The 21027-nt window shown below is 63.6% G+C and carries 18 protein-coding genes; 7 read left to right on the top strand and 11 right to left on the bottom strand.

Annotated features, from left to right (window positions below):
- The first annotated feature begins 27 nt into the window (after positions 1-27).
- The gene (locus B0G80_RS18880) at positions 28-786 is read left to right on the top strand and encodes a 1-acyl-sn-glycerol-3-phosphate acyltransferase (protein WP_116118983.1); all 759 of its coding nucleotides are present in this window, start codon (positions 28-30) and stop codon (positions 784-786) included.
- Between the two features lie 44 nt (positions 787-830).
- Positions 831-1733 (top strand): M48 family metallopeptidase, encoded by a 903-nt coding sequence (locus B0G80_RS18875; protein ID WP_116118982.1) that lies wholly within the window; start codon positions 831-833, stop codon positions 1731-1733.
- A gap of 69 nt (positions 1734-1802) precedes the next feature.
- On the opposite strand, the gene B0G80_RS18870 is transcribed toward B0G80_RS18875, so the two are convergent.
- From B0G80_RS18870 to B0G80_RS18860, 3 genes are all read right to left on the bottom strand, one after another.
- Positions 1803-2201, bottom strand: a complete 399-nt coding sequence (locus tag B0G80_RS18870) for a hypothetical protein (protein WP_116118981.1) — start codon at positions 2199-2201, stop codon at positions 1803-1805.
- Between the two features lie 26 nt (positions 2202-2227).
- Positions 2228-2614 carry a lactoylglutathione lyase gene (gene gloA, locus B0G80_RS18865; protein WP_116118980.1) on the bottom strand — a complete coding sequence of 129 codons (387 nt, stop codon included), beginning with the start codon at positions 2612-2614 and terminating at the stop codon, positions 2228-2230.
- Positions 2615-2700: 86 nt separating this feature from the next.
- The gene (locus B0G80_RS18860) at positions 2701-3822 is read right to left on the bottom strand and encodes a porin (protein ID WP_116118979.1); all 1122 of its coding nucleotides are present in this window, start codon (positions 3820-3822) and stop codon (positions 2701-2703) included.
- A 259-nt stretch (positions 3823-4081) separates the two neighbouring features.
- On the opposite strand from B0G80_RS18860, the gene B0G80_RS18855 reads away from it, so the two are divergent.
- Complete coding sequence (locus B0G80_RS18855; RefSeq protein WP_116118978.1) at positions 4082-5017, top strand: DMT family transporter; 936 nt, start codon at positions 4082-4084, stop codon at positions 5015-5017.
- A gap of 45 nt (positions 5018-5062) precedes the next feature.
- On the opposite strand, the gene rsmA is transcribed toward B0G80_RS18855, so the two are convergent.
- The 4 genes from rsmA to B0G80_RS18835 form a co-directional block, all read right to left on the bottom strand.
- Complete coding sequence (rsmA, locus tag B0G80_RS18850) at positions 5063-5893, bottom strand: 16S rRNA (adenine(1518)-N(6)/adenine(1519)-N(6))-dimethyltransferase RsmA (protein WP_012431739.1); 831 nt, start codon at positions 5891-5893, stop codon at positions 5063-5065.
- 147 nt (positions 5894-6040) lie between these two features.
- Positions 6041-7051, bottom strand: a complete 1011-nt coding sequence (gene pdxA, locus B0G80_RS18845) for a 4-hydroxythreonine-4-phosphate dehydrogenase PdxA (RefSeq protein WP_116118977.1) — start codon at positions 7049-7051, stop codon at positions 6041-6043.
- A 5-nt stretch (positions 7052-7056) separates the two neighbouring features.
- A complete protein-coding gene (locus B0G80_RS18840; RefSeq protein WP_106281973.1) occupies positions 7057-8418 on the bottom strand; it encodes a peptidylprolyl isomerase in 1362 nt (453 codons plus the stop codon).
- 67 nt (positions 8419-8485) lie between these two features.
- Positions 8486-10852, bottom strand: a complete 2367-nt coding sequence (locus B0G80_RS18835; protein WP_116118976.1) for an LPS-assembly protein LptD — start codon at positions 10850-10852, stop codon at positions 8486-8488.
- A gap of 223 nt (positions 10853-11075) precedes the next feature.
- Between B0G80_RS18835 and B0G80_RS18830 the strand changes: the two genes are divergently transcribed.
- Together B0G80_RS18830 and murU are read left to right on the top strand one after the other, a co-directional pair.
- Entirely contained in the window at positions 11076-12167 is a 1092-nt protein-coding gene (locus tag B0G80_RS18830) for an aminoglycoside phosphotransferase family protein (RefSeq protein ID WP_116118975.1), read from the top strand.
- 3 nt (positions 12168-12170) lie between these two features.
- Entirely contained in the window at positions 12171-12899 is a 729-nt protein-coding gene (gene murU, locus B0G80_RS18825) for an N-acetylmuramate alpha-1-phosphate uridylyltransferase MurU (RefSeq protein ID WP_116118974.1), read from the top strand.
- 58 nt (positions 12900-12957) lie between these two features.
- Here murU and B0G80_RS18820 read toward each other — a convergent pair whose 3' ends face one another.
- On the bottom strand, positions 12958-14844 hold the full coding sequence (locus tag B0G80_RS18820; protein WP_116118973.1) for an ABC transporter ATP-binding protein/permease: 1887 nt from the start codon (positions 14842-14844) through the stop codon (positions 12958-12960).
- 285 nt (positions 14845-15129) lie between these two features.
- Here B0G80_RS18820 and B0G80_RS18815 point away from each other — a divergent pair, with 285 nt between their 5' ends.
- Complete coding sequence (locus B0G80_RS18815; protein WP_116118972.1) at positions 15130-15525, top strand: acyl-CoA thioesterase; 396 nt, start codon at positions 15130-15132, stop codon at positions 15523-15525.
- 69 nt (positions 15526-15594) lie between these two features.
- Here B0G80_RS18815 and B0G80_RS18810 read toward each other — a convergent pair whose 3' ends face one another.
- Positions 15595-15930, bottom strand: coding sequence for a DUF4148 domain-containing protein (locus B0G80_RS18810; RefSeq protein WP_106281985.1), 336 nt, complete (start codon positions 15928-15930; stop codon positions 15595-15597).
- Positions 15931-16123: 193 nt separating this feature from the next.
- Positions 16124-17056, bottom strand: a complete 933-nt coding sequence (locus B0G80_RS18805; protein WP_116118971.1) for a LysR substrate-binding domain-containing protein — start codon at positions 17054-17056, stop codon at positions 16124-16126.
- Between the two features lie 160 nt (positions 17057-17216).
- On the opposite strand from B0G80_RS18805, the gene B0G80_RS18800 reads away from it, so the two are divergent.
- Positions 17217-17831 (top strand): glutathione S-transferase N-terminal domain-containing protein, encoded by a 615-nt coding sequence (locus tag B0G80_RS18800; protein WP_116118970.1) that lies wholly within the window; start codon positions 17217-17219, stop codon positions 17829-17831.
- Between the two features lie 19 nt (positions 17832-17850).
- On the opposite strand, the gene B0G80_RS18795 is transcribed toward B0G80_RS18800, so the two are convergent.
- Positions 17851-20970 (bottom strand): EAL domain-containing protein, encoded by a 3120-nt coding sequence (locus tag B0G80_RS18795; RefSeq protein WP_116118969.1) that lies wholly within the window; start codon positions 20968-20970, stop codon positions 17851-17853.
- Positions 20971-21027: the final 57 nt, after the last annotated feature.

Here is a 21027-nt window from a genome sequence, read left to right as displayed (position 1 = left end):
CGTCCCCAACCCTCACTGACCACGCCGATGCGCTTCATTCGTTCTTTGCTTCTGCTGATCTATTTCGTTCTGTTCACGGTTCCGTACGCGACTGCATGCTTCATCGCATTCCCGTTCATGCGCGCCGACAACCGCTACTGGATGGCGGCCGGCTGGTGCCGCGCGACGCTGCATACGGTGCGCTGGCTCAACGGTATTCGCTACAACATCGAAGGCTTCGAGAACCTGCCCAACGGTCCCGCCGTGCTGCTCTCCAAGCATCAATCGGCCTGGGAAACGCTGGCGTTTCCGGCGCTGATGCCTCGGCCGCTGTGCTACGTGTTCAAGCGCGAACTGCTGTACGTGCCTTTCTTCGGTTGGGCGCTCGGCATGCTGAAGATGGTTCATATCGATCGCAAGGAAGGCAAGTACGCGTTCGAGTCGGTGATCAGGCAAGGCAATGCGCGCATGGCCGAAGGCGCCTGGGTCATCATGTTTCCGGAAGGCACGCGCACGCCCACCGGCAAGCAAGGCAAGTACAAAACCGGCGGTGCGCGTTTCGCGACGGCCACCGGCGCGCCGGTCGTGCCGATTGCGCACAACGCAGGACGTGTGTGGCCTCGCAACTCGTTTCTCAAATATGCGGGTATAGTCACAGTGTCGATCGGCAAGCCGATCGAGACGACGGGGCTCACGCCCGATGAAGTGAACACGCGCGTCGAACAGTGGATCGAAGCTGAAATGCGTCGCATCGATCCTACTGCGTACCGCGCGGCGGAAAGCAGTTCCGCCGCCGCACCAATCTGACGCGCCCACGCCCTCGAAGGCGTATTTGCGCGAAGCCGAATCCGATGCAGAAGTTTCCTACGCCGCAGCCCGCTGCGGCGCTCGATAACCGGCAACTCGATCTCCCGCTCTTCGCCGAGCCGGGGTCGACGTCGTCGTCCCCGTCACCTTCCGCACCGACGCCGGGCGCTTCGCAGAACTCGCCAGGGGGCCAGCAGCCGGCCGTGCCGCTTGCGCCGGATGGCAGCAAGCTGCGCAGTCTCGCGATCGGCTCACGCACGCTCCACTACGCGCTCAAGCGTTCGGCGCGCCGCTCGATCGGTTTCGCGATCGACAGCACCGGTCTCACGATCACCGCGCCGCGCTGGGTCACGCTCGCCGATATCGAAACTGCGATCACCGAAAAGCAGCGCTGGATTTTCACGAAGCTGATCGAGTGGCAAACGCGTGTCGAACAACGCGCGTTGCCGAAGGTCGATTGGAAAGATGGCGCCGAAGTGCCGTATCTCGGTCAGCCCGTGCGAGTGAAACTCGGCGCGCCGCAAGGCATGCTCGCGTTCAGCGCGCAAGATGCGGCGCTGCAAGTGCCGCTGCCCTTGCAGGCGGATCCGCAGCAGATCAAGGATCGCGTGCAAGGCTGGCTGCAGGGTGAGGCGAAGCGTCTGTTCGGCGAGCGCCTCGCGATTTACGCGGAGAAACTGGGCGTGAACTATCGCGCGTACGCGCTCTCGTCAGCGGCGACGCGTTGGGGCAGTTGTTCGAGCGACGGCAAGATTCGCCTGAACTGGCGGCTGATTCACTTCCCGCTTTCCATCATCGATTACGTCGTCGCGCACGAACTCGCGCATCTGCGCGAAATGAATCACAGCCCGCGCTTCTGGCAAACAGTGGAATCGATTTTTCCGGAGTTTCGCGAAGCGCGGCAGACGCTGAAGTCGCATCCGCCGGAATTGCTGCCGACACTTTAAGCCTTTTCACGCCTTGAAAACCGGCACTTCGATTTCAAACCGAAGCGCCGGTTTGTCACACACATCAGCTCATTCCGAGCACAAAGTTTCCTGCAGATGACGCCACGTCACCTTGCCGTGCGCGTCGAGATCCATCACCGCCGTGGAGCGCCGCACGTTCGCGTTGCCGGAACTGTCGCGCTGATACTCGCGATATTTCACCACCGCCCCTGACGGATACTCGGCGACGATCTCCCTGTCGCGGATCGTGATTTGCGAGCCTGGACGCGCGCCGTGCAGCTTCGAGAAAATCTCGCGCACGCCGGCGTGATCCAGTGCGACGCCCGACGTCATGACCAGCGTGAATTGCGGAGCGAAGCGCGCCATGATTCGCTGCAGCGCGCCTTCATCGGCGGAACCGTCGAACAGGGCCTGAATTTCGACGTGGATCTCGTCGAGTTCCTTGAAGTAGGGATTGATGTTATTCATTCTTTGACCTCGCCCTGCCGCCGGCCTTATTTCTTCTTCTGGATGAACTCGATCTTGTAGCCGTCCGGGTCCGTGACGAAAGCGATCACGGTCGTGCCGTGTTTCATCGGGCCGGCTTCGCGCACGACCGTGCCGCCTTGTGCCTTGATCTTGTCACAGGCGGCGTAGGCGTCTTCCACTTCGACTGCGAGGTGGCCGAAGCCGGTGCCGAGATCATACGAAGGCGTGTCCCAGTTGTGGGTGAGTTCGAGCACGGTGCCGTCGCGTTCATCTTCGTAACCGACGAATGCCAGCGTGAATTTGCCGTCCGGATAGTCTTCGCGGCGCAGCAGTTTCATGCCGAGCAATTCGGTGTAGAAGGCAATCGAACGGTCCAGGTCGCCGACCCGGAGCATGGTGTGAAGCAGGCGCATTGTGCACTCCCTGTTGCGTGGTAACGAGACCGTCAATGTACCCGGAATCACGCGGCGCTGCAGGGCGTGCCACTTTGAATCAGTACTCAGAACTGATGCCGCAAGCCTGCCATCAGGCCGATCTGCGAGCCCTTCTGCGCGAGCCCCACGCCGTTGACGCCCTGCAGCTGCGCGCCGATCAGACCGCCGCGGTACAGCGAATAATCGCCTTCCACGTAGACGTCGGTGCGGCGGGACAGGTTGTAGTCGGCGACCAGTTGATACTGCCAGGCCGAGCCGTCCTGCGCGGCGGACTTGCCGTCCTGCAAGGTGCGCCAGACGTTCGCGGCGAAGTGCCATTTATTGCTGACCTGTTGCGAGATGCCGCCCATGATCATGCGGCGCCGCGCGAAGTCCGTGTACTTGAGCGCCGCCAGCACGGGCGCGGTAAATGGCCCGTTGGCGAAATTCGAAAAGCCCGCGTCGTTCTGATTGACGATGTAGCCGGCGGAAAAACGCGTCAGATTCCACGTGTACGCGCCGCCGAATGTCCATGTCTTCGCGGCCGCGCCGTTGACCGAATCTTTCGACACTTCGTACGCGCCGCCGAGGCTGAACGGACCGCCTACCGGCTTATAAGCCGCGGCCGCGCCGATCTGACTGCCATAAGAATTGCCCGCGTTGCCGCCGAATGCGTAGCCGGCCGCGAATGTGAAGCCGTTATATCTCGCCTGATATTGCACCTGGTTGCTGGTCCAGATGCCGCCCGTCATGGTGATTTCAGGTTGAAAACTGAAGTCGTACGGGATCCACCAATTGCTGCCGTAGCCGGCCACCGTGACCCCTTCGATCACGACGTTGTACTGCCGTCCGAGGATGATCTGGCCGTATGAATCCGATCGCACGCCGACCTGTGCTTCATTGAAGAATGGCAGCGTGGGATCGCTTTGGCCGCTGTTGATGTAGATGCGGTTTTCGAGCTTGAAGAAAGTGGACCAGCCGCCGCCGAGATTCTCGACGCCCTTCAGCCCCCAGCGGCTCTGCGTCATGCCGCCCGTGCCGAGTCCGATCGACGAGTCGCCGGCCTTGTTGACGTGAGTCAGGTAGCGCACGCTTTCGTCGACCACGCCGTACAGCGTCACGCTGGATTGCGCGTGTGCCCACTGACACCCCAACGACGCCAATGCCGCGGGTACCGCGACCGCTGCCCACCTGCCTACGTTCTTCATAGCTTCTCCTCGTACAGGCTCCGCGTCGCGCGGATCGAGTTCGTCTGCTTGGAATTTCCCTGACAAAACGTTAGTGGCAGAACCTTAGCGCGAAACGCGGGCCGTGCGAAATTAGTCTGAGGCAGGTGTTGTTAAGTCGGCAAAAACGCTTGCGGCCTCGCCTGCGGGCTGAAAGAAGCACGCGTAGCCAATGGGGTCATCGGCGGGCGGCGTGGGCAGGTTTGCTATCGTACGAGCTGTTTCCGACTCGACACCGCCCATGAGCACCTCCGCCCTGCCCGCGCGCCGCGCCCCGGATAGCTTCGCCATCCTGTTGATGATCGGCCTGTGCGCGATCTGGGGCCTCCAGCAAGTCGCGATCAAAAGCACCAATGCGACAGTGCCGCCGGTCTTCCAGGCCGGCCTGCGTTCGGCGATTGCGTCGGTGCTGGTGTGGGCCTGGGCGCGCTCACGCGGCACGCCGCTCTTTCGCGACGACGGCACCCTGGGCGCCGGCCTGCTCGCGGGCGTGCTGTTCGCGGGCGAGTTCGTGTGCATTTTTCTCGGCCTGACGCTGACCAGCGCGTCGCGCATGGCGGTCTTTCTGTACACCGCACCGTGTTTCACGGCGCTCGGCCTGCACTGGTTCGTCGACGGCGAGCGCATGCGGCGGATTCAGTGGGCCGGTATCGTCGTGGCGTTCGCGGGCATCTCGCTCGCCTTCGCGGACGGGTTCCTGCACGGCCGCGCCGCCGGCGGTTCGCTGCTTGCGGGTGTCGCGGGCGACGCGCTTGGGGTGCTGGGCGGCATCACGTGGGCCGCGACAACCGTGGTGGTGCGCGCCACGCGGCTCGCTCAATCGAGCGCCAGCAAGACGCTGTTTTATCAACTGATGGTGTCGGCGGTGGTGCTGCTCGCGCTTGCGCTTGGACTCGGCCAGGCACATGTCGAAACCGTCACGCCGCTGACCGTGGTGAGCCTCGCTTATCAGGCGGTGATCGTGGCGTTCGTCAGCTATCTGCTGTGGTTCTGGTTGCTGACGCGCTATATCGCGTCGCGTCTGTCGGTGTTCTCGTTTCTCACGCCGCTGTTCGGCGTGACCTTCGGCGTGCTGCTGCTCGGCGAGTCGTTCAGCCTGCGCTTTCTCATGGCCGCGGTGCTGGTGTTGACCGGCATTGCGCTGGTCAACGCACCGGCGAAGCGGGTGACGGGCTAGAGCATCGCGTCATTCGAGACCGCAGTCTCGCTACTCCGCCAAGGCCTAGGCTTTGGCCGCCACGATCTGCGCCACCCGCACGTATTCGTCGACCGGCACGTCTTCGGCGCGGCGTTGCAGGTCGAACCCAAGCGCCTCGAAATCCACCGAATCACGATACGCGGCGAGCGTGTTGCGCAACATCTTGCGACGCTGCGAGAACGCGGCCGTCACCACTTCGCCGAGCACGCGCTCGTCCACCGGCGCCAACTCATGCAGCTCGTACGGGATCATCCGCACGATCGCCGAATCCACTTTTGGCGGCGGGTTGAATGCTTCGGGCGGCACGTCGAGTTGCTTGTCGATCACGTAGCGGTATTGCAGCATCACCGAGAGACGGCTGAACGCCTTGGTGCCCGGCTCCGCCACCATCCGCTCGACCACTTCGTTCTGCAACATGAAGTGCTGATCGATCACGCGATGCGCGAACGACGTCAGATGAAACAGCAGCGGGCTCGAAATGTTGTACGGCAAATTGCCGACAATGCGCAGCGACGCTTTCTCGCCTGGCGCGGCCAGCGAGCCGAAGTCGAACGCGAGCGCGTCGCCGGCATGCAGTTCGAGCAGGCCGCCGAATTTCGTCTTCAGTCGGCCAATCAGATCGCGGTCGAGTTCGACGGCGTGCAAGGGCGCTTCCGGCGTGGCCAGACGCTCGATCAGCGGCTCGGTGAGCGCGCCGAGTCCCGGCCCGATCTCGACCATACGCTCGCCGCGTTGCGGCCGGATGACATCGACGATCGAATCGATCACGCCCATGTCGACCAGAAAGTTCTGACCGAAACGCTTGCGCGCGATATGACCTTGGTGCCGGCCCTGTTGCTGTCTGCTGGTGGACATCGAAGAAACGCTAAGAAAGAGAACTGCTTAAGAAAAAGAACTGGCTGAGCGGCGCGCACTTGCCGAATGCGCCCGGAGCGCTCGCCAAGCCGCATATGCTGCTGCTAGCGGCCGGATACACGCGAGCAACAGCACGGCAGCGCCGAGTCAGCCCGCGCGGCGGTGCTGCGCCATCGACACCGCCGTCTCGATCGCCGCGATCAGGCTGCCCGCGTCGGCGCGGCCGGTGCCGGCCAGATCGAGCGCGGTGCCGTGATCGACCGAGGTGCGGATGATCGGCAATCCGAGCGTGACATTGATGCCTTCGCCGAACGTGCCGTACTTCAACACCGGCAAGCCCTGATCGTGGAACATGGCCAGCACGCAATCGGCCTCGTCCAGATAACGCGGTTGGAACAGCGTGTCGGCCGGGTATGGACCGCGCGCGTCGATGCCTTGAGCCTCCGCGAGCTTCAGCGCCGGCGTGATGACCTCGATTTCCTCGCGGCCCAGATAACCGTTTTCGCCCGCATGCGGGTTCAGCCCCGTCACGAGGATGCGCGGCGCCGGCAAGCCGAAGTGATGCCGCAAATCGTGATCGATGATGCGCAGCGTCTCGACAATGCCTTCGATGGACAACGCCGCGGACACATCCTTGAGCGGCAGATGCGTGGTCGCCAGTGCGACGCGCAACGGGCGCTTGCCCGTGCCGGCCAGCATCATCACCACGCGCGGCGTATGTGTGCGCTCGGCCAGATATTCGGTGTGACCGGTGAACGGCACACCGGCATCGTTGATGGTGCTCTTTTGCAGCGGCGCGGTGACGATCGCGTCGAACGTGCCCGCTACCGCGCCGTCGATCGCGCTGTCGAGCAGGTCGAGCACGTAGCGGCCGTTGGCCGCGTTGAGCTTGCCCGCAACGGCAGGCGCTCCAAGCGGCCGGTGCTGCAGGCGCACGCGCTTGCCGTCCGCCATCAGCGCGCTCCAGTCCACGCCCACGGCGCGCGCGCGCTCGGCAAGCAGGTCGGCGTCGCCCAGCACGGTGAACTGCGCGTGGGGCCAATGCGCCGCCGCGCCCGCCAGTGCCTGCACCGTCAGTTCGGGACCGACGCCGGCGGGCTCGCCGGTCGTGATCGCGATCTGCAACGGTGGGCGGGCGGACTGGGTGGCGCTTGTCATGACGGTTATTGCGTGCTCGACAGAGTGGGCTTCACTTCCACATACGCGGTGTCGCGCAGTTCGCGCAACCAGTCGGCGTAGGCCTGTTCCGCCTTGCGCTGACCGATGGCCTGGCGCGCCAGATCCATCTGCTGCGAAACCGAACCCTCGGATTCGCGGCGGCCCAGCACCTGAATCAGGTGATAGCCGTATTCGCTGCGGACCGGATCGCTGATCTGGCCGTCCTGCAGGTTGTTCATGGCGCGCTCGAATTCCGGCACCGTCTCGCCCGGGCTGATCCAGCCGAGGTCGCCGCCTTGCGACGACGAACCGTCTTGCGAGTAAGTATGCGCGAATTTCGAGAAGTCGCCGCCTGCAGCGATTTCTTTCTTGATTTCAAGCAGTTTCTGACGCGCTTGCGGTTCCGACATGCCGTCGCCGACGCGCAGCAGAATGTGGCGCACGTGCGTTTGCACGAGCTTCGGCGCGTCCGAGCTGGTGCCCTGACCCGCACGGCGATCGACCAGACGCACGATTTCGAAACCGTCGTTGGTGCGGATCAGATCCGGATTGACTTCGCCGGGACGCATCGTCGAGACAGCCTTGACGACTTCAGCCGGCAGCTTGGACGGCGAAACGAAACCGATATCGCCGCCTTTCGATGCATCCGGCGCCTGCGAATTCGACTTCGCCAGCTTGTCGAAATTGGCGCCGCCCCTGGCTTCGGCGAGCAACGCCTGGGCCTTCTGCTGCGCCGCTTCGATATCCGTCTCCGACGCGTTCAACGGCGCCTTCAGGAAAATGTGCTGCAGATGCAGGTCGCTCGTCGCGCCGGCGTTCGGGCCACGCTGACTGGCGATGTAGTTCGCGACTTCGGCGTCCGACACCGTGACCTTGCTGTCCACTTCCTTCTCGCGCAGGCGCGAGAGCGTGAGTTCGGTGCGCGCGTCGCTGGTGAACGTGCTCCACGGCACCCCTTGCGCCTCGATGCGCGAGCGGTACACGTCGAGCGACAGGTTGTTCGCCGCGGCCAGCCGTTCGAGCGTTTTCTGCACGGTGGCGTCGTCGATGTTGATGTTGTCTTCTTTTGCCTTCTGCAACTGGATGCGCTCCAGCACCATCTGGTTGAGCACCTGCTGACGCAACTGGTCCATTGGCGGGACCGGCGCGTTCTGCTGGTTCAGGCGGCGGGTGATCAGGCTCATGCGTTCGTCGAGTTCGCGCCGCGTGATGACACCGTTGTTGACCACTGCGGCAATGGTGTCGACCGTCTGGCCGCTACTGCCGCCCAGCGCCTGCGCCTGCACCGGCGCGACCGACAGGAAAGACGCCGCGGCGGCAAGACCGGCCGCAAGCGTTGCCAAGCGAAGCTTTTTCATGATTGCCACAGATACTCCAATGATGTCGGGCGCGCCCGGCCCGTCTTTTCGCACTTTATGAATGATCGGGCGAGCGTCATTCGTAATTGGTGAAACGCGATTCCGGCGGCGGCGGCGGCGGCAACGGCGTATAGCCCGCCACGCTGGCGCGGAATGCGCTCATCAGCCCGTTGTCGACGCTCGACAAGCCCTTGAACGTCAACTGCGCGAGAAACCGCGTGCTCGACTGATTCTGCCCCGAGGTGTTCAGACCGTTCGCGTAGCGCTGGATCCCCGCGCCGAGCGTCCAGCAATCGGCGTCGTACTGCAGGCCGACCAGACCGTCGACGATGCGATGACCGCCCAGGTCGTAATTGAAACGGCCCACGCCAAACACCCGATGTGTGAGCGGCCATTGCCCCGAGATCAGCACCTGATTGATCGGCTGGTTGTCCAGCGTGGTGTTCGCGCGGGTGTAACGGTACCCGACGTTGATCACCTTGCCGGTGGCGGGACTGAACCCGAAGCCGATGCTCGTCTTCACCAACTGGTTGTTGTCGGCATTATATTGGAACGCCGTTTCCGAAGCGAAACCGGCGCCGAGCTTGAACGACGCGCCCGCGATCAGGTCCGAATGCGTGGCCTGCGTGCTGGTCTGCGTAGGCTGCAGCGTGACGCGCTGGTCCTGGAAATAGTACTGCTGCGCGATCACGAAACGCGCCCGCTCGTCGCCCGTGGCCGCGTCGATGAAGCGCGTGGTGAGAGCGGCCGTCAGGCGGTTCGCGTCGGCGATCCGGTCATTGCCGACGAAGGTGTTCGGCGTGAAGATTTCCGCCAGGCCGAAGTCGGAGTCCGCAGTGTCGAACAGCGGCGCGGATTCCTGATTGCGATACGGCGTGTACACGTAATACAGACGCGGCTCGAGCGTCTGGATGTAATCCTGGCCGAAGATGCGCACCGAACGGTCGAAGATCAGGCCCGTGTCGAAGGTGAAGGTCGGGATCGATTCGGTGAAGTTCTTCGGCGTGCCGACGGGCACGTCGTCGTGAATATTGCGCAGGTTGTACGACGCAAAGTGCCACTGCACCTTTGGCGTGACGAAGTAACCCGGCCCGACCACGGAATACGCAAGGTACGGGTTGAACATCACCCGCTGACCTTCGGTCTGGTCCGCGGTGGTGATGGTGAAATTCGTGTAGTCGGCTTCCGCGCCGTAGTCGAAGCCGCCGACGTTGTACTTCGCGTACTTCACGTTCAACTGCGGCTCGCGGCCGTACGGCGCCGTTGAAGGCGCCAGCGTCTGCCAGTGCTGTTCACGCGCGAGCACAGACCACGGACCGTTGCTGTAGGTCAACCCGGCTTCCTGTTGATACAGGAGCTGGGTACCGTTCATGAACTGACTGACCGACGACGACAGGTCTTCCGGATACGTGTTGTCCGAAACCTTGTTGTAGTAAATGTAGCCGCCGAACCCGTTGCCGAAGTTCTGGTTGTGCTGGATATACAGCGCGTAGCGGTTGGTCTTGGTCAGATGGTCGTCCGGCAGGAACTCGCCAGTGATCGAGCCGGAATACGTGGGCGACAGATAACGGAACGTGGACTGCAACTGCACGCCGCGCTTGGAGATCACACGCGGCGTCACCGTCAGATCACGATTCGGCGCGATATTGAAGTAATACGGCACCGACAGTTCGAAGCCGTTCGACGAACTCAGCGAGAACGTGGGCGGCAGAACCCCGCTGCGACGCTCGCCCGAAAGCGGAAACGACAGCCACGGTGAGGCGAACACCGGCACGCCCTGGAAGAACAGCACGCCGTTGTGGGCGACGCCTTCGTCCGCGCCGGTATCGAAATCGAACTCGCTGCCCCTGATGTACCAGGCCGGATCGTCCGCGCACGCGCAGGCCGTGTAGGTGCCCTTCGTGAACACCGAGCGCTCGTTGTCGAGCAGGTCGACGCGCTCCGCGCTGCCCGAGCCGCCTGTCACGTTGAAGTGGTACTTCGGCGCGGTCATGAAACCTTCGCTCGAATCCACGCGCATGTGCGCTTCCGGGCCGACGAACGAACTGCCGTTGTTGACCACGTGGACCTGGCCGTACGCATCGGCCATGTCCGTGTCCTGGTCGTAGTGCAGCGCGTCGGCCTTGATCACTACCGTATTGCGGCGCACCTCGGCCGAGCCCTTGGCGGCCATGTCCTGGTCGCTGGTGCCGGTGGTCGCGTCGCCGAGCACGAACGTGGCTGGCTTCTGGCCTGTCTGCAACGGATGGTCTTCGAGCTGCGGGGCGAGTTGCATGCCCCAGGGCGCGTCGATAGGTTGCGGCTGCGCGGCTTCCCCCACCAGCTGGGCGTGCGCAAGCGCGGGCATCAGGCCCGGAACGGCGATCAACGCCGCGACGAGCCGCCTTTTGCGCGGCACAACAGCACAAGAGGGAGTCGTTTGGGAAAGCTGTCTAGGCGGCATGTATCGTTTGGCGAATCGGCTCGTCCGTCAGCATCTGCAGTCACGGTCCACCGCCTGCACATCCCGACCGTGACAGTCGGCTGCACATCAATATTTACAATCTGTTGAACGATGAGGCGGGCGGTAAAGCGGAATACGCGAAAAGCTGGCGTGAGCCGCGTCAAAAAAGTCGTGGGGTATTATATGGCAAGACGTTGCCCCTCTGAATTTGCCGCCGGTTTTCATGACGCTGCCCCCATCCCAAGACCCCACCGATACCCGTCTCGACCTGCTCAAAGCCTGGCTGAAAGGCCACGCGGCGCGCTATTCGCTCGAGCTCGACACACTTGTTCCGGCTTCGTCCGACGCCAGTTTTCGCCGCTATTTCCGGCTGTCCGGTAAGGCGGCGGAAGGCGAAAGCAACGGCACGCTGATCGCCGTCGATGCCCCGCCACCCGAAAAGTGCCGCGAATTCGTGCAGGTCGCGCAGTTGCTCGCGGCCGCCGACGTGCACGTGCCGCGCGTGCTGGAGGTCGATTTCGAGGCCGGCTTCATGCTCGTCACCGATCTGGGCACGGCCTCGTACCTCGGCGCGTTAACCGAAGCGCAGAATGCGGACGACCCGCGCCGCGCCCGCTCGCTGATGCGCGACGCGCTCGACGCGCTGATCCGCTGGCAACTCACCTCGCGCGAAGACGTACTGCCACCGTTCGACGAAGCCTTCCTGCGCCGCGAGATGGAGTTGATGCCGGAGTGGTTCCTCGGCCGCCGTCTGGGCCGCGGGGCGGACGAACAAGCGGACGAAAAAATCCGTGGCGTGCTCGATCGCACCTTTGCGCTGCTGATCGCGAGCGCCCGCGCGCAGCCGCAAGTGTTCATGCTGCGCGACTTCATGCCGCGCAATCTGATGATCGCCGCCGAACCGAATCCCGTGAACCCCGGCGTGCTGGACTTCCAGGACGCGGTGTACGGCCCGATCACCTACGACGTCGCCTCGCTGTTGCGCGACGCGTTCCTGAGCTGGGACGAAGAGTTCGAGCTGGATTGCTTCGTGTACTACTGGGAACGGGCGAAAAAAGCCGGCCTGCCGGTCGATTCCGATTTCGGCGAGTTCTACCGCCAGATCGAATGGATGGGCCTGCAACGGCACATCAAGGTGCTGGGCCTGTTTTGCCGGATCAACTATCGCGACGGTAAACCGCACTACATGAAGGATCTGCCGCGTTTCATCGGCTACGCGCGCAAGGTCGCCGAGCGCTATGCCCCGCTGCGTCCGTTCGCGAAGCTCCTCGACGATCTCGAAGGCCGCGCGAACGAAGTCGGCTACACCTTCTGACCGATGACGATGTCCCTGAAGAAAGCGATGATTTTCGCCGCCGGTCGCGGCGAGCGCATGCGTCCGTTGACCGACACATGCCCCAAGCCTTTGCTCGACGCGGGCGGCAAGCCGCTGATCGTGTGGCAGATCGAACGGCTCGCGCAGGCGGGCTTTCGCACCATTGTGATCAACCACGCATGGCTCGGCGAGCAGATCGAAGCCACCCTCGGCGACGGTTCGCGCTGGCAAATCCAGTTGCGCTATTCGGCGGAACGCGAGGCGCTGGAGACCGCGGGCGGCATCGTGCAGGCGTTGCCGCTGCTCGAAGATGAAGGCGCGAGCGAAGTATTCGTCGCGGTCAGCGGCGACGTGTACGCCGACTTCGATTACGCGACGCTGAATGCGCACGCCGAAAGATTGCAGGCCTTGCCCGAGCCGGGCATGCATCTGGTGATGGTGCCGAACCCGGCGTTTCATCCGAACGGCGACTTTGGTCTGGTGGACGGCGGCGAGCTCTCGCTCGACGCCCAGCCGCGCTTCACCTTTGGCAACATCGGTCTGTACGACACGCGCATGTTCCGCGATCTGCCGAGCGGCACGCGGCGCGCGCTCACGCCGTACTATCGCGACACGATTGCACGCGGTCTCGCCAGCGGCGAGTTGTACGAGGGCTTGTGGGAGAACGTCGGCACGCCGGCGCAGTTGGGTGAACTGGATCAGCGTTTGCGCGTGTCAGACGGCAGGCGCTAGAAGTTCGGCGTTCGGCGCAGCATTGCAGCGAGACAACGCGAAAAATCGCCGCGCAAATTTATCGCCCGCCGCCGGCACCCACCGTTTCCACTGCTTCCGGCGCTTCCGCCGCGCGTTGCTGCTGCAACGCCCACATCTGCGCGAACAGGCCGTTCGCGCGCAGCAGTTCCGCATGCGTGCCACGCTCGACGATCCGCCCTTTGTCCATCACGATGATCTGCTGCGCGTGCACCACTGTCGAAAGCCGGTGCGCGATGATCAACGTCGTGCGCTCGCGGGCGATCTGATCAAGCTCGTGCTGAATGGCGCGCTCGGAACGTGAATCGAGTGCGGAGGTCGCTTCGTCGAACAACAGGATCGGCGGGTTCTTGAGGATGGTCCGTGCAATCGCCACGCGCTGCTTTTCACCGCCGGACAGCTTCAAGCCGCGCTCGCCGACCGGCGTGTCATAGCCCTTCGGCAGCCCTTCGATGAATTCGTGAATATGCGCCGCACGCGCCGCCGCGATCACTTCGTCGCGTGTCGCAGATGGCCGGCCGTAAGCGATGTTGTAGTAGATCGAATCGTTGAACAGCACCGTATCCTGCGGCACGATGCCGATCGACGCGCGCAGTGAATCCTGCGCGACGTCGCGAATATCCTGACCGTCGATGGTGATCGCGCCGCCCGTCGCGCGGTCCAGATCGTAGAAGCGAAACATCAACCGCGCGAGGGTCGATTTGCCCGAACCGCTATGGCCGACCACCGCGGTCGTGGTACCGGCGGGAATCGTAAAGCTCACGTCGTGCAGAATCTGCCGCGCCGGTTCGTACGCGAAGTTCACCCGCTCGAAGCGCACCTGCGCGCCGCTCACGCGCAGCGCGGGAGCGCCCTCGAGATCGGGCACTTCCTGCGCGGCGCCGAGCAGCGTGAACATGCGGTCCATATCGGTGAGGCTCTGCTTCAACTCGCGATACACCACGCCGAGAAAATTCAGCGGAATATAAAGCTGCAGCATGAAGGTGTTGATCAGCACCAGATCGCCGAGCGTGAGACGCCCGGCCATCACGCCTTGCGTGGCGCGCCACAGAATGAACACGAGCCCTGTGCCGATGATCGCCTGCTGCCCGAAGTTCAGCGCCGACAGCGAGCGCTGCGACTTGATCGCCGCCGTGCGATAGCGCTTGAGGTTTTCGTCGTAGCGGCTCGCTTCCCACTCTTCGTTGCCGAAGTACTTGACCGTCTCGTAGTTGAGCAGCGAATCGATCGCGCGTGAATTCGCCTTCGAATCGAGATCGTTCATGGTGCGGCGAAAATGCGTGCGCCACTCCGTGACCTTCACCGTGAAGACGATATACACGGCCAGCGCAATGAACGTGACCACCGCGTAATACGCCTCGTATTTGACGACGAAAAAGCCGAGCACGAGCCCGACTTCGACGAGCGTCGGCAAAATGCTGTACAGCGAATACGAGATCAGTTGCGTGATGCCGCGCGTACCGCGTTCGATATCGCGCGACATGCCGCCCGTCTGCCGTTCGAGGTGAAAGCGCAACGACAGCGCATGCAGATGGCGGAACACTTTCAGCGCGAGTTGCCGCACCGCGCTTTCGGTCACCTTCGAAAACAGAATCTCGCGCAGTTCGGTGAAGAGCGACGTGGACAACCGCACCACTGCATACGCGACCACCAGCAGGCCGATGCCGCCCAGCAACACGATGCCAGGCGAATCGTGCGCGCGGCCGAGCGCGGTGAGATGCTGCACCGAGGCGAGCCCGTCGACGATCCGCTTCATCACGATCGGCACGCCGAGGTTGGCGATCTTCGCGCCGATCAGGCAGCTCAGCGCAAAGCCGACGCGCCATTTATACGTGGCGAGATACGGCAGCAGCGAGAGGATCGTCTGCCAGTCGTTGCGCGGCTGGGTGGAGATCGGGGAAGGTTCGGACGAGGGCGTGCGGCGCATGGGGATCGGCTGGGGAGAGTGTGGAAATGCCGGAGTTCGCAGCGGCGCGCCGACTGCGGCATGCCTGCCCGGCACACTGCTTTTTGTCGCGCGACCTCGCTGGGCGCTTTCCCGTACAATTCCTGATCTTTCTATTGTCGCAGAAGCCGGCTGGCGCCGCTTTTCATGGGTTGGCCCGCCGTGGGCGGCACGTTGGCCGCGCGGTGCGTGCCATACCGTTGTCGTGAAATGCCTCGCGTGCCGGTCGAGGCGACCGAGCCAACACGTTTCCCAAGAGTGCCCCCAATGACCGATATTCTTCAACTCCCGCAAAAGCACTGCGCGCTGCGCGTCGTGCCGCAGCCTTCGGACGCGAACGTCCACGGCGACGTGTTCGGCGGCTGGATCATGGCGCAAGTGGACATTGCCGGCTCGATTCCGGCAAGCCGCCGCGCCAACGGGCGGGTGGCAACCATTGCGGTCAATTCGTTCGTGTTCAAGCAGCCGGTGTTCGTCGGCGATCTGCTGAGTTTCTACGCGGACATCGTCAAGACGGGCAACACGTCCGTCACCGTGGCGGTCGAGGTCTACGCGCAGCGCATGAGCCTGACCGAAGATCTCGTGAAGGTCACCGAAGCCACGCTAACCTACGTCGCCACGGATAGCGACCGGCGTCCGCGCGCGCTGCCGGTGCTGGACTGAGCGCCCTGACCGCCCACAATAAAAACGAGGCGCCGCGGCGCCTCGTTCGTTCTCAACCGTAGTACCGGGTCACTGACTCGCTGCCTGGCCGATTCCCGCCTTCTTCTGCGCTTTCTGAATGTCGTTCGGATAGTTCGGATCGGTGCTCGACGGCTGATAGCCGTTGGCCTCCAACTTCTTCAATTCGGCGTTTTTCTTCGCCCGCGCCTGCTTGCGCTCGGCCTTGCGCTGAGCTTTGGTGGACGGCGCCGCTTTCGATGCGGCCGACGGAACCGCCGCGTCAGAATCGTTCCCCGCCGGACCGCCACCGCCGCCGCTTTGCGCGAACGCCGGCGCGGCGCAAGCCACGCTCAATACAACCGATGCCAGCAACACAGACAGTTTCTTTGCAGGTGACGACGTCATTGTTCACTCCAGTCGGATCAGTCAGATTGGGATAGTCGACGGCGCAATGCCCATGACTCAGTGCAAGCAGCGAAAATCGGGCGCAACGCCACATGAATCGTGCTTCGTGGTTCCCAGCGCGGTCTGAGATGGGAACCACGAATATAGCCGACCCAAACTCCTGCGCAAAACGGTTTATGCGAATGAATACGGGCTAACCCGCACGCATCGCTGCGGCTGGCGCGCCGCTGCTGCGCAGATAGGCGTCGACCTGCCCTTCGATCCACTGCGCAAAATGCGCCTGCGAGGCATTGAGCATTTCGCGTTGCGGCCAGACCAGCCAATAGGGATAACGGTACGGCACGCGGATATCGGTGATCTGCACCAGTTCGCCGCGCGCCAGCGCGTACGCGACCAGGCTGCGCCGTTCGAGCGCAACGCCCTGGCCCTGCAGCACGGCGCCGATCACGATATTCGAGTCGTTCGCCGACAGCACTATGGCTCCCTCGGCCGGCTTCGCCACCTGCGCCGTCTGACACCAGTCGTGCCACGGCGCGTCGGGACTCGAGATCAGCGGACAGGCCAGCACTTCCGCTGCGCTCAAAGGCAAGCGGCCATGCGGCGCTAGCGTGAAATGCGGCGCGGCCACCACGACCATCTCGTCGTCGAACAGCTTCTGTTGCGCGACGTCCGGCCAATGCCCCTGCCCCATGCGGATGCCGATATCGCTCGCGCCCTGGCGGAAATCCTCGACCTGCAAGCTCGTCTGCAGGCGAATCCGGTAGTACGGATGCGCGTCGCGAAAACTGGCGAGACGCGGCACGAGCCAATGCTGCGCGAACGACGGCAAGGTGCTGATCACCAACTCGCTTTCGTGCGGGCGCGCCTGCGCGCGTCGCGTCGCATGGCTGATGTCGCGCAACGCCATGCGGATGTCGAGCGCGTAAAGCCGCCCCTCCTCGGTCAACCGCAGCCCGCGCGCCTCCCGCATGAACAGCGCGACGCCCATCGAATCTTCCAGCACCTTGATCTGCTGACTCACCGCCGAGTGCGTGACATGCAATTCGCGCGCGGCCTGAGTCACGCCGCCCAAACGGGCGACGGCCTCGAAGCAGCGTAGCGCGGTCAAAGGCGGGATCGGTTTCATGTAAGAAATTCTGACGCAAATCGTCGTTAATTGTCGCTTTTTTTGCGCTGCGGAGATGCTTAACCTATCGGTTCGATGTGCCCTGACCCAGGCCCGAAGCGGAGCTGCACGGGCATGAGGAGCTCGGGCGCGCCATGATAGATGTTCTAACGGGAATGAGATGAAACTGATCGGAATGCTGGATTCGCCGTACGTGCGCCGGGTCGCTATCTGCCTCAAATTGTTGAAGCTCGAATTCGAGCACGAGTCGATCTCGGTGTTCAGCACCTACGACCAGTTCGCGAAAATTAATCCCGTTGTCAAGGCGCCCACGCTGATCGCCGACAACGGCCAGACCGTGATGGACTCGACGGTGATTCTCCAGTACCTCGCCACGCTCGCCGGGCCGAATCAGCGGCTTTTCCCGACGCGTCCCGACGCCGCCTTGCGCGCCGCCCGCCTCACCGGCCTTGCGCTCGCCGCGTGCGAGAAGACCGTGCAGATCGTCTACGAACGCAATCTGCGGCCGGCGGAAAAGCAGCATGGGCCCTGGCTGGATCGCGTGAGCACGCAGTTGTTCGCCGCGTATGCAGAACTCGAACGCGAGCTCGCGGCAGCGGCGCTGCCCATCGAAACCAATCAGTTCGACGCCGCCGACGTCACCGTGGCGGTCGCCTGGCACTTCACGCAGATGATGCTGCCGGGGACGGTCAGCAAGACGGCGCATCCGTTCCTGCAGTCGTTCTCCGAACTGGCTGAAGGTCTGCCGGTTTTCCTCAGCACGCCGGCGCAGTGAGCGACGCGGCGCGAACGGCTCAAACCGTCGCCAGCTCGCGCCCCACGCCGCCTTGCAGCAGCTCGGAAATCGCGTCCGTCGATAAGGGCTTCGCGAAGTAGAACCCCTGCATCTCATCGCACGCGCGCTCTTTCAGGAAGTCGAGTTGCGCGGACGTCTCCACGCCTTCGGCGATCACCTGCAACTTCAGCGAATGCGCAAGCGCGATGATCGCCGAGGTGATCGTCTCGTCGTCGGCGGACACGCCGATGTCGGAGACAAACGAGCGGTCGATCTTCAGGCGGTCCACCGGGAAGCGCTTCAGATAGCTGAGGCTCGAATAGCCGGTGCCGAAGTCGTCGATGGCAAGACCGATGCCGAGCGCGTGCAGCTCGTTGAGCATCGACACCGCTTCTTCCGCATTGCGCATGATGGTGCTTTCGGTCAGTTCGAGTTCGAGGTACCGCGGCTCGAGACCGGTCTCGGCCAGCACCTGCATGACCAGCTTGGCGATGTCGCGCTGCTGGAACACGCGCGCCGACAGATTCACCGACACACGCGCCGCCGGCAAGCCTTCGTCCTGCCAGGCCTTGTTCTGGCGGCACGCTTCGCGCAGCACCCATTCCGAAAGCGGCCCGATCAGCCCGCTTTCTTCCGCAACCGGAATGAACGACGACGGCGGCACCAGTCCGACTTCCGGATCGCGCCAGCGCACCAGCGCCTCGGTGCCGACGATCTGGCCACTTTCAATATCCACTTGCGGCTGGTAATGCAACAGGAACTCGTTGTCACGCAACGCGCGGCGCAGACGCCGTTCGAGATTCAGGCGCGCGCCCGCGCTCGCGTTCATCTCCGGCTGATAGAACTGGAACGTGTTGCGACCCATGTCCTTGGCGCGATACATCGCGACGTCGGCCTTCTTCATCAGCGTCTCGGCGTCTTCGCCGTCTTGCGGGAACAGGCTCGCGCCCATGCTGCAACCCACATACAGTTCGGTGCCGTCGAGCCAGACCGCTTCGGAGATCGACGCACGTACGCGCTCCATCCAGGCGATCAGCGACTGTTCGTCGACGGTGTCGGTCATCACGATAACGAACTCGTCGCCGCCGTGCCGCGCCACCGTATCGCTCGTGCGCGTGCAGCGCGCGAGACGCTCGGCGACCACGCTGAGCAGCCGGTCGCCGACGCTGTGGCCGAGACTGTCGTTGACGTTCTTGAAGCCGTCCAGATCCATGAACACGACCGCGACGCCCTTGTGATGCCGTTGCGCGACGATCAGCGCATGCTGCAAGCGGTCGCGCAGCAGGTTGCGGTTCGGCAGCCGCGTGAGGCTGTCGTAGTTGGCCTGATATTCGAGCTGTTCCTGATAGCGCATCAGATCGGTCACGTCGTTGATCACGCCGATGTGATGCGTGATCATGCCGTCCTGATTCGGCACCGGCGCGATGAAGAGCTGATTCCAGAACAGCGCGCCATCCTTGCGATAGTTGCGCACCACCGCGCTGACCTCGCGGTTCGCCGCGAGCGCCTGACGGATCAGCGCGACGCCCTCCTGGTCGCGATCTTCGCGTTGCAGGACGCGGCAATCGTGGCCGATCACCTCGGCCGGGTCGTAGCCGGTAATGCGCATGAACGCCGGATTCACGTATTCGATCAGATTGCCGGTCGGCGACGGCGCGGTGATCAGAATCGCGTTGACGCTGGCATCGAGCGCGCGGCTTTGCAGGCGCAAGGCAAGATCGGCGCGCTTGCGCTCGGTGATGTCCGTATACGAACCGAGCACGCCGATCACGCGGCCGTCGCCGTCGGTGAACGGCAGCTTGCTCGTGACGGTCGTGCGGTGCACGCCGTCGATCACCAGATCGAGCTCGAAGTTCATCTTCGGCACGCCGGTGCTCACGACCTCCTTGTCGTGGTCGCTCAGCAGCGTCGAGAAATCGCGCCACGGCATGTCGGCGTCGCTCTTGCCGACCACCTGCTCCGGATACGCGAGCCCGGCATCGCGCGCGAACGCCATGTTGCAGCCGAGATAGCGCGACTGCATGTCCTTCCAGAAAATGCGCTGCGGAATATTATCGATCACCGCTTCGAGCATCTGGTTCGAACGCTGCGCTTCGGCTTCGGCGTTGATCTGGTCGGTAACGTCGTCGGCGAGCACGAAGAACGCGGCGCGGCCCATGAAGTTCAGCGCGTGATACGAAATGTCAGCGCTGATCGTCGAGCCGTCCTTGCGCCGGTGATGCCAGATGCCCGCCATGGTGCGGCCGTGCTGGCCCGCGTCGCTGCGCTGCATATGCGTTTCGAGGCGCGAGATTTCGCCGCTCGGGCGGATCGCGCGGACGGTCATGCCGAGAAATTCGCTTTCGGTGTAGCCGTATTGCTGGATCGCGGCCGCGTTGACGGCGAGAAAGCGCAGCGTCTCGCGATCGAAGATATACATCGGCACCGGATGGTCGTCGAACAGTCCGCGAAAGCGTTCGTCGTGGCGGCCGAGCGCGCGCACGCTGCGCAGCTTCTCGCGCGCGCTGTTTTCGCGCGCGCCGAACGTGAAGATCAGCAGCACGCTGCCGCCCAGCATGGTCACGATCAGCAGGAACATCGCCCGCTGCGTTTCGCTCGCCGATGCCGCGAGCGACGCCTGCAATGCGCGGTTCTCCGCGCTACGCAGTGCTGCGAGGCCGGCTTCGACGCGATCCAGGCCGAGCCCGAGATGGGTATAGGTCGAGGCCGCCCACGTGCGCGAGGCGTCCGGGCCGGCACTGGCGCTCCGGAGCAGCGCGTCGTCGATGTCGTGTTGCAGCGCGTGGCTGTCCGCGCTCAGCTTCGCGAGCGCGCCGAGCATGGCGGGTTCGCCGGCCAGTTCATTGCGCAGGTCGCGCTCCAGACCCGCGAGCGTCGTCGCCATGGCTGCGGCCGCGGCGGCCGCGCTGGCCGGCGCCGGCTCGCCCGACGCCTCGAAGCGGCCGAGCGCGGCCAGCCCGCCGTCGAGCGCCGTATGGTAGGCGTCGAGGTGCTGGCGCACGCTCGTCGAACGCAGCATGCGCGCGTCAACGTCGCGTTCGCCGCAAATCTGCGTATAGGCGACGAACGCGTTCGCGCCGATCGCCGCGGCAACGACCGCCAGATTGATCAGCAGCCGCTTCGATAGAAAAGGAGTCATGGGTTCCGAACGTCAATCGTTCTGCGGGCGGGAGCGCGCGGTCGCGGCCGATGCGTC

The organism is Paraburkholderia sp. BL6669N2 (assembly GCF_003387275.1).
GTDB lineage: Bacteria > Pseudomonadota > Gammaproteobacteria > Burkholderiales > Burkholderiaceae > Paraburkholderia.
This window is presented reverse-complemented; position numbering and strand designations above follow the sequence as displayed.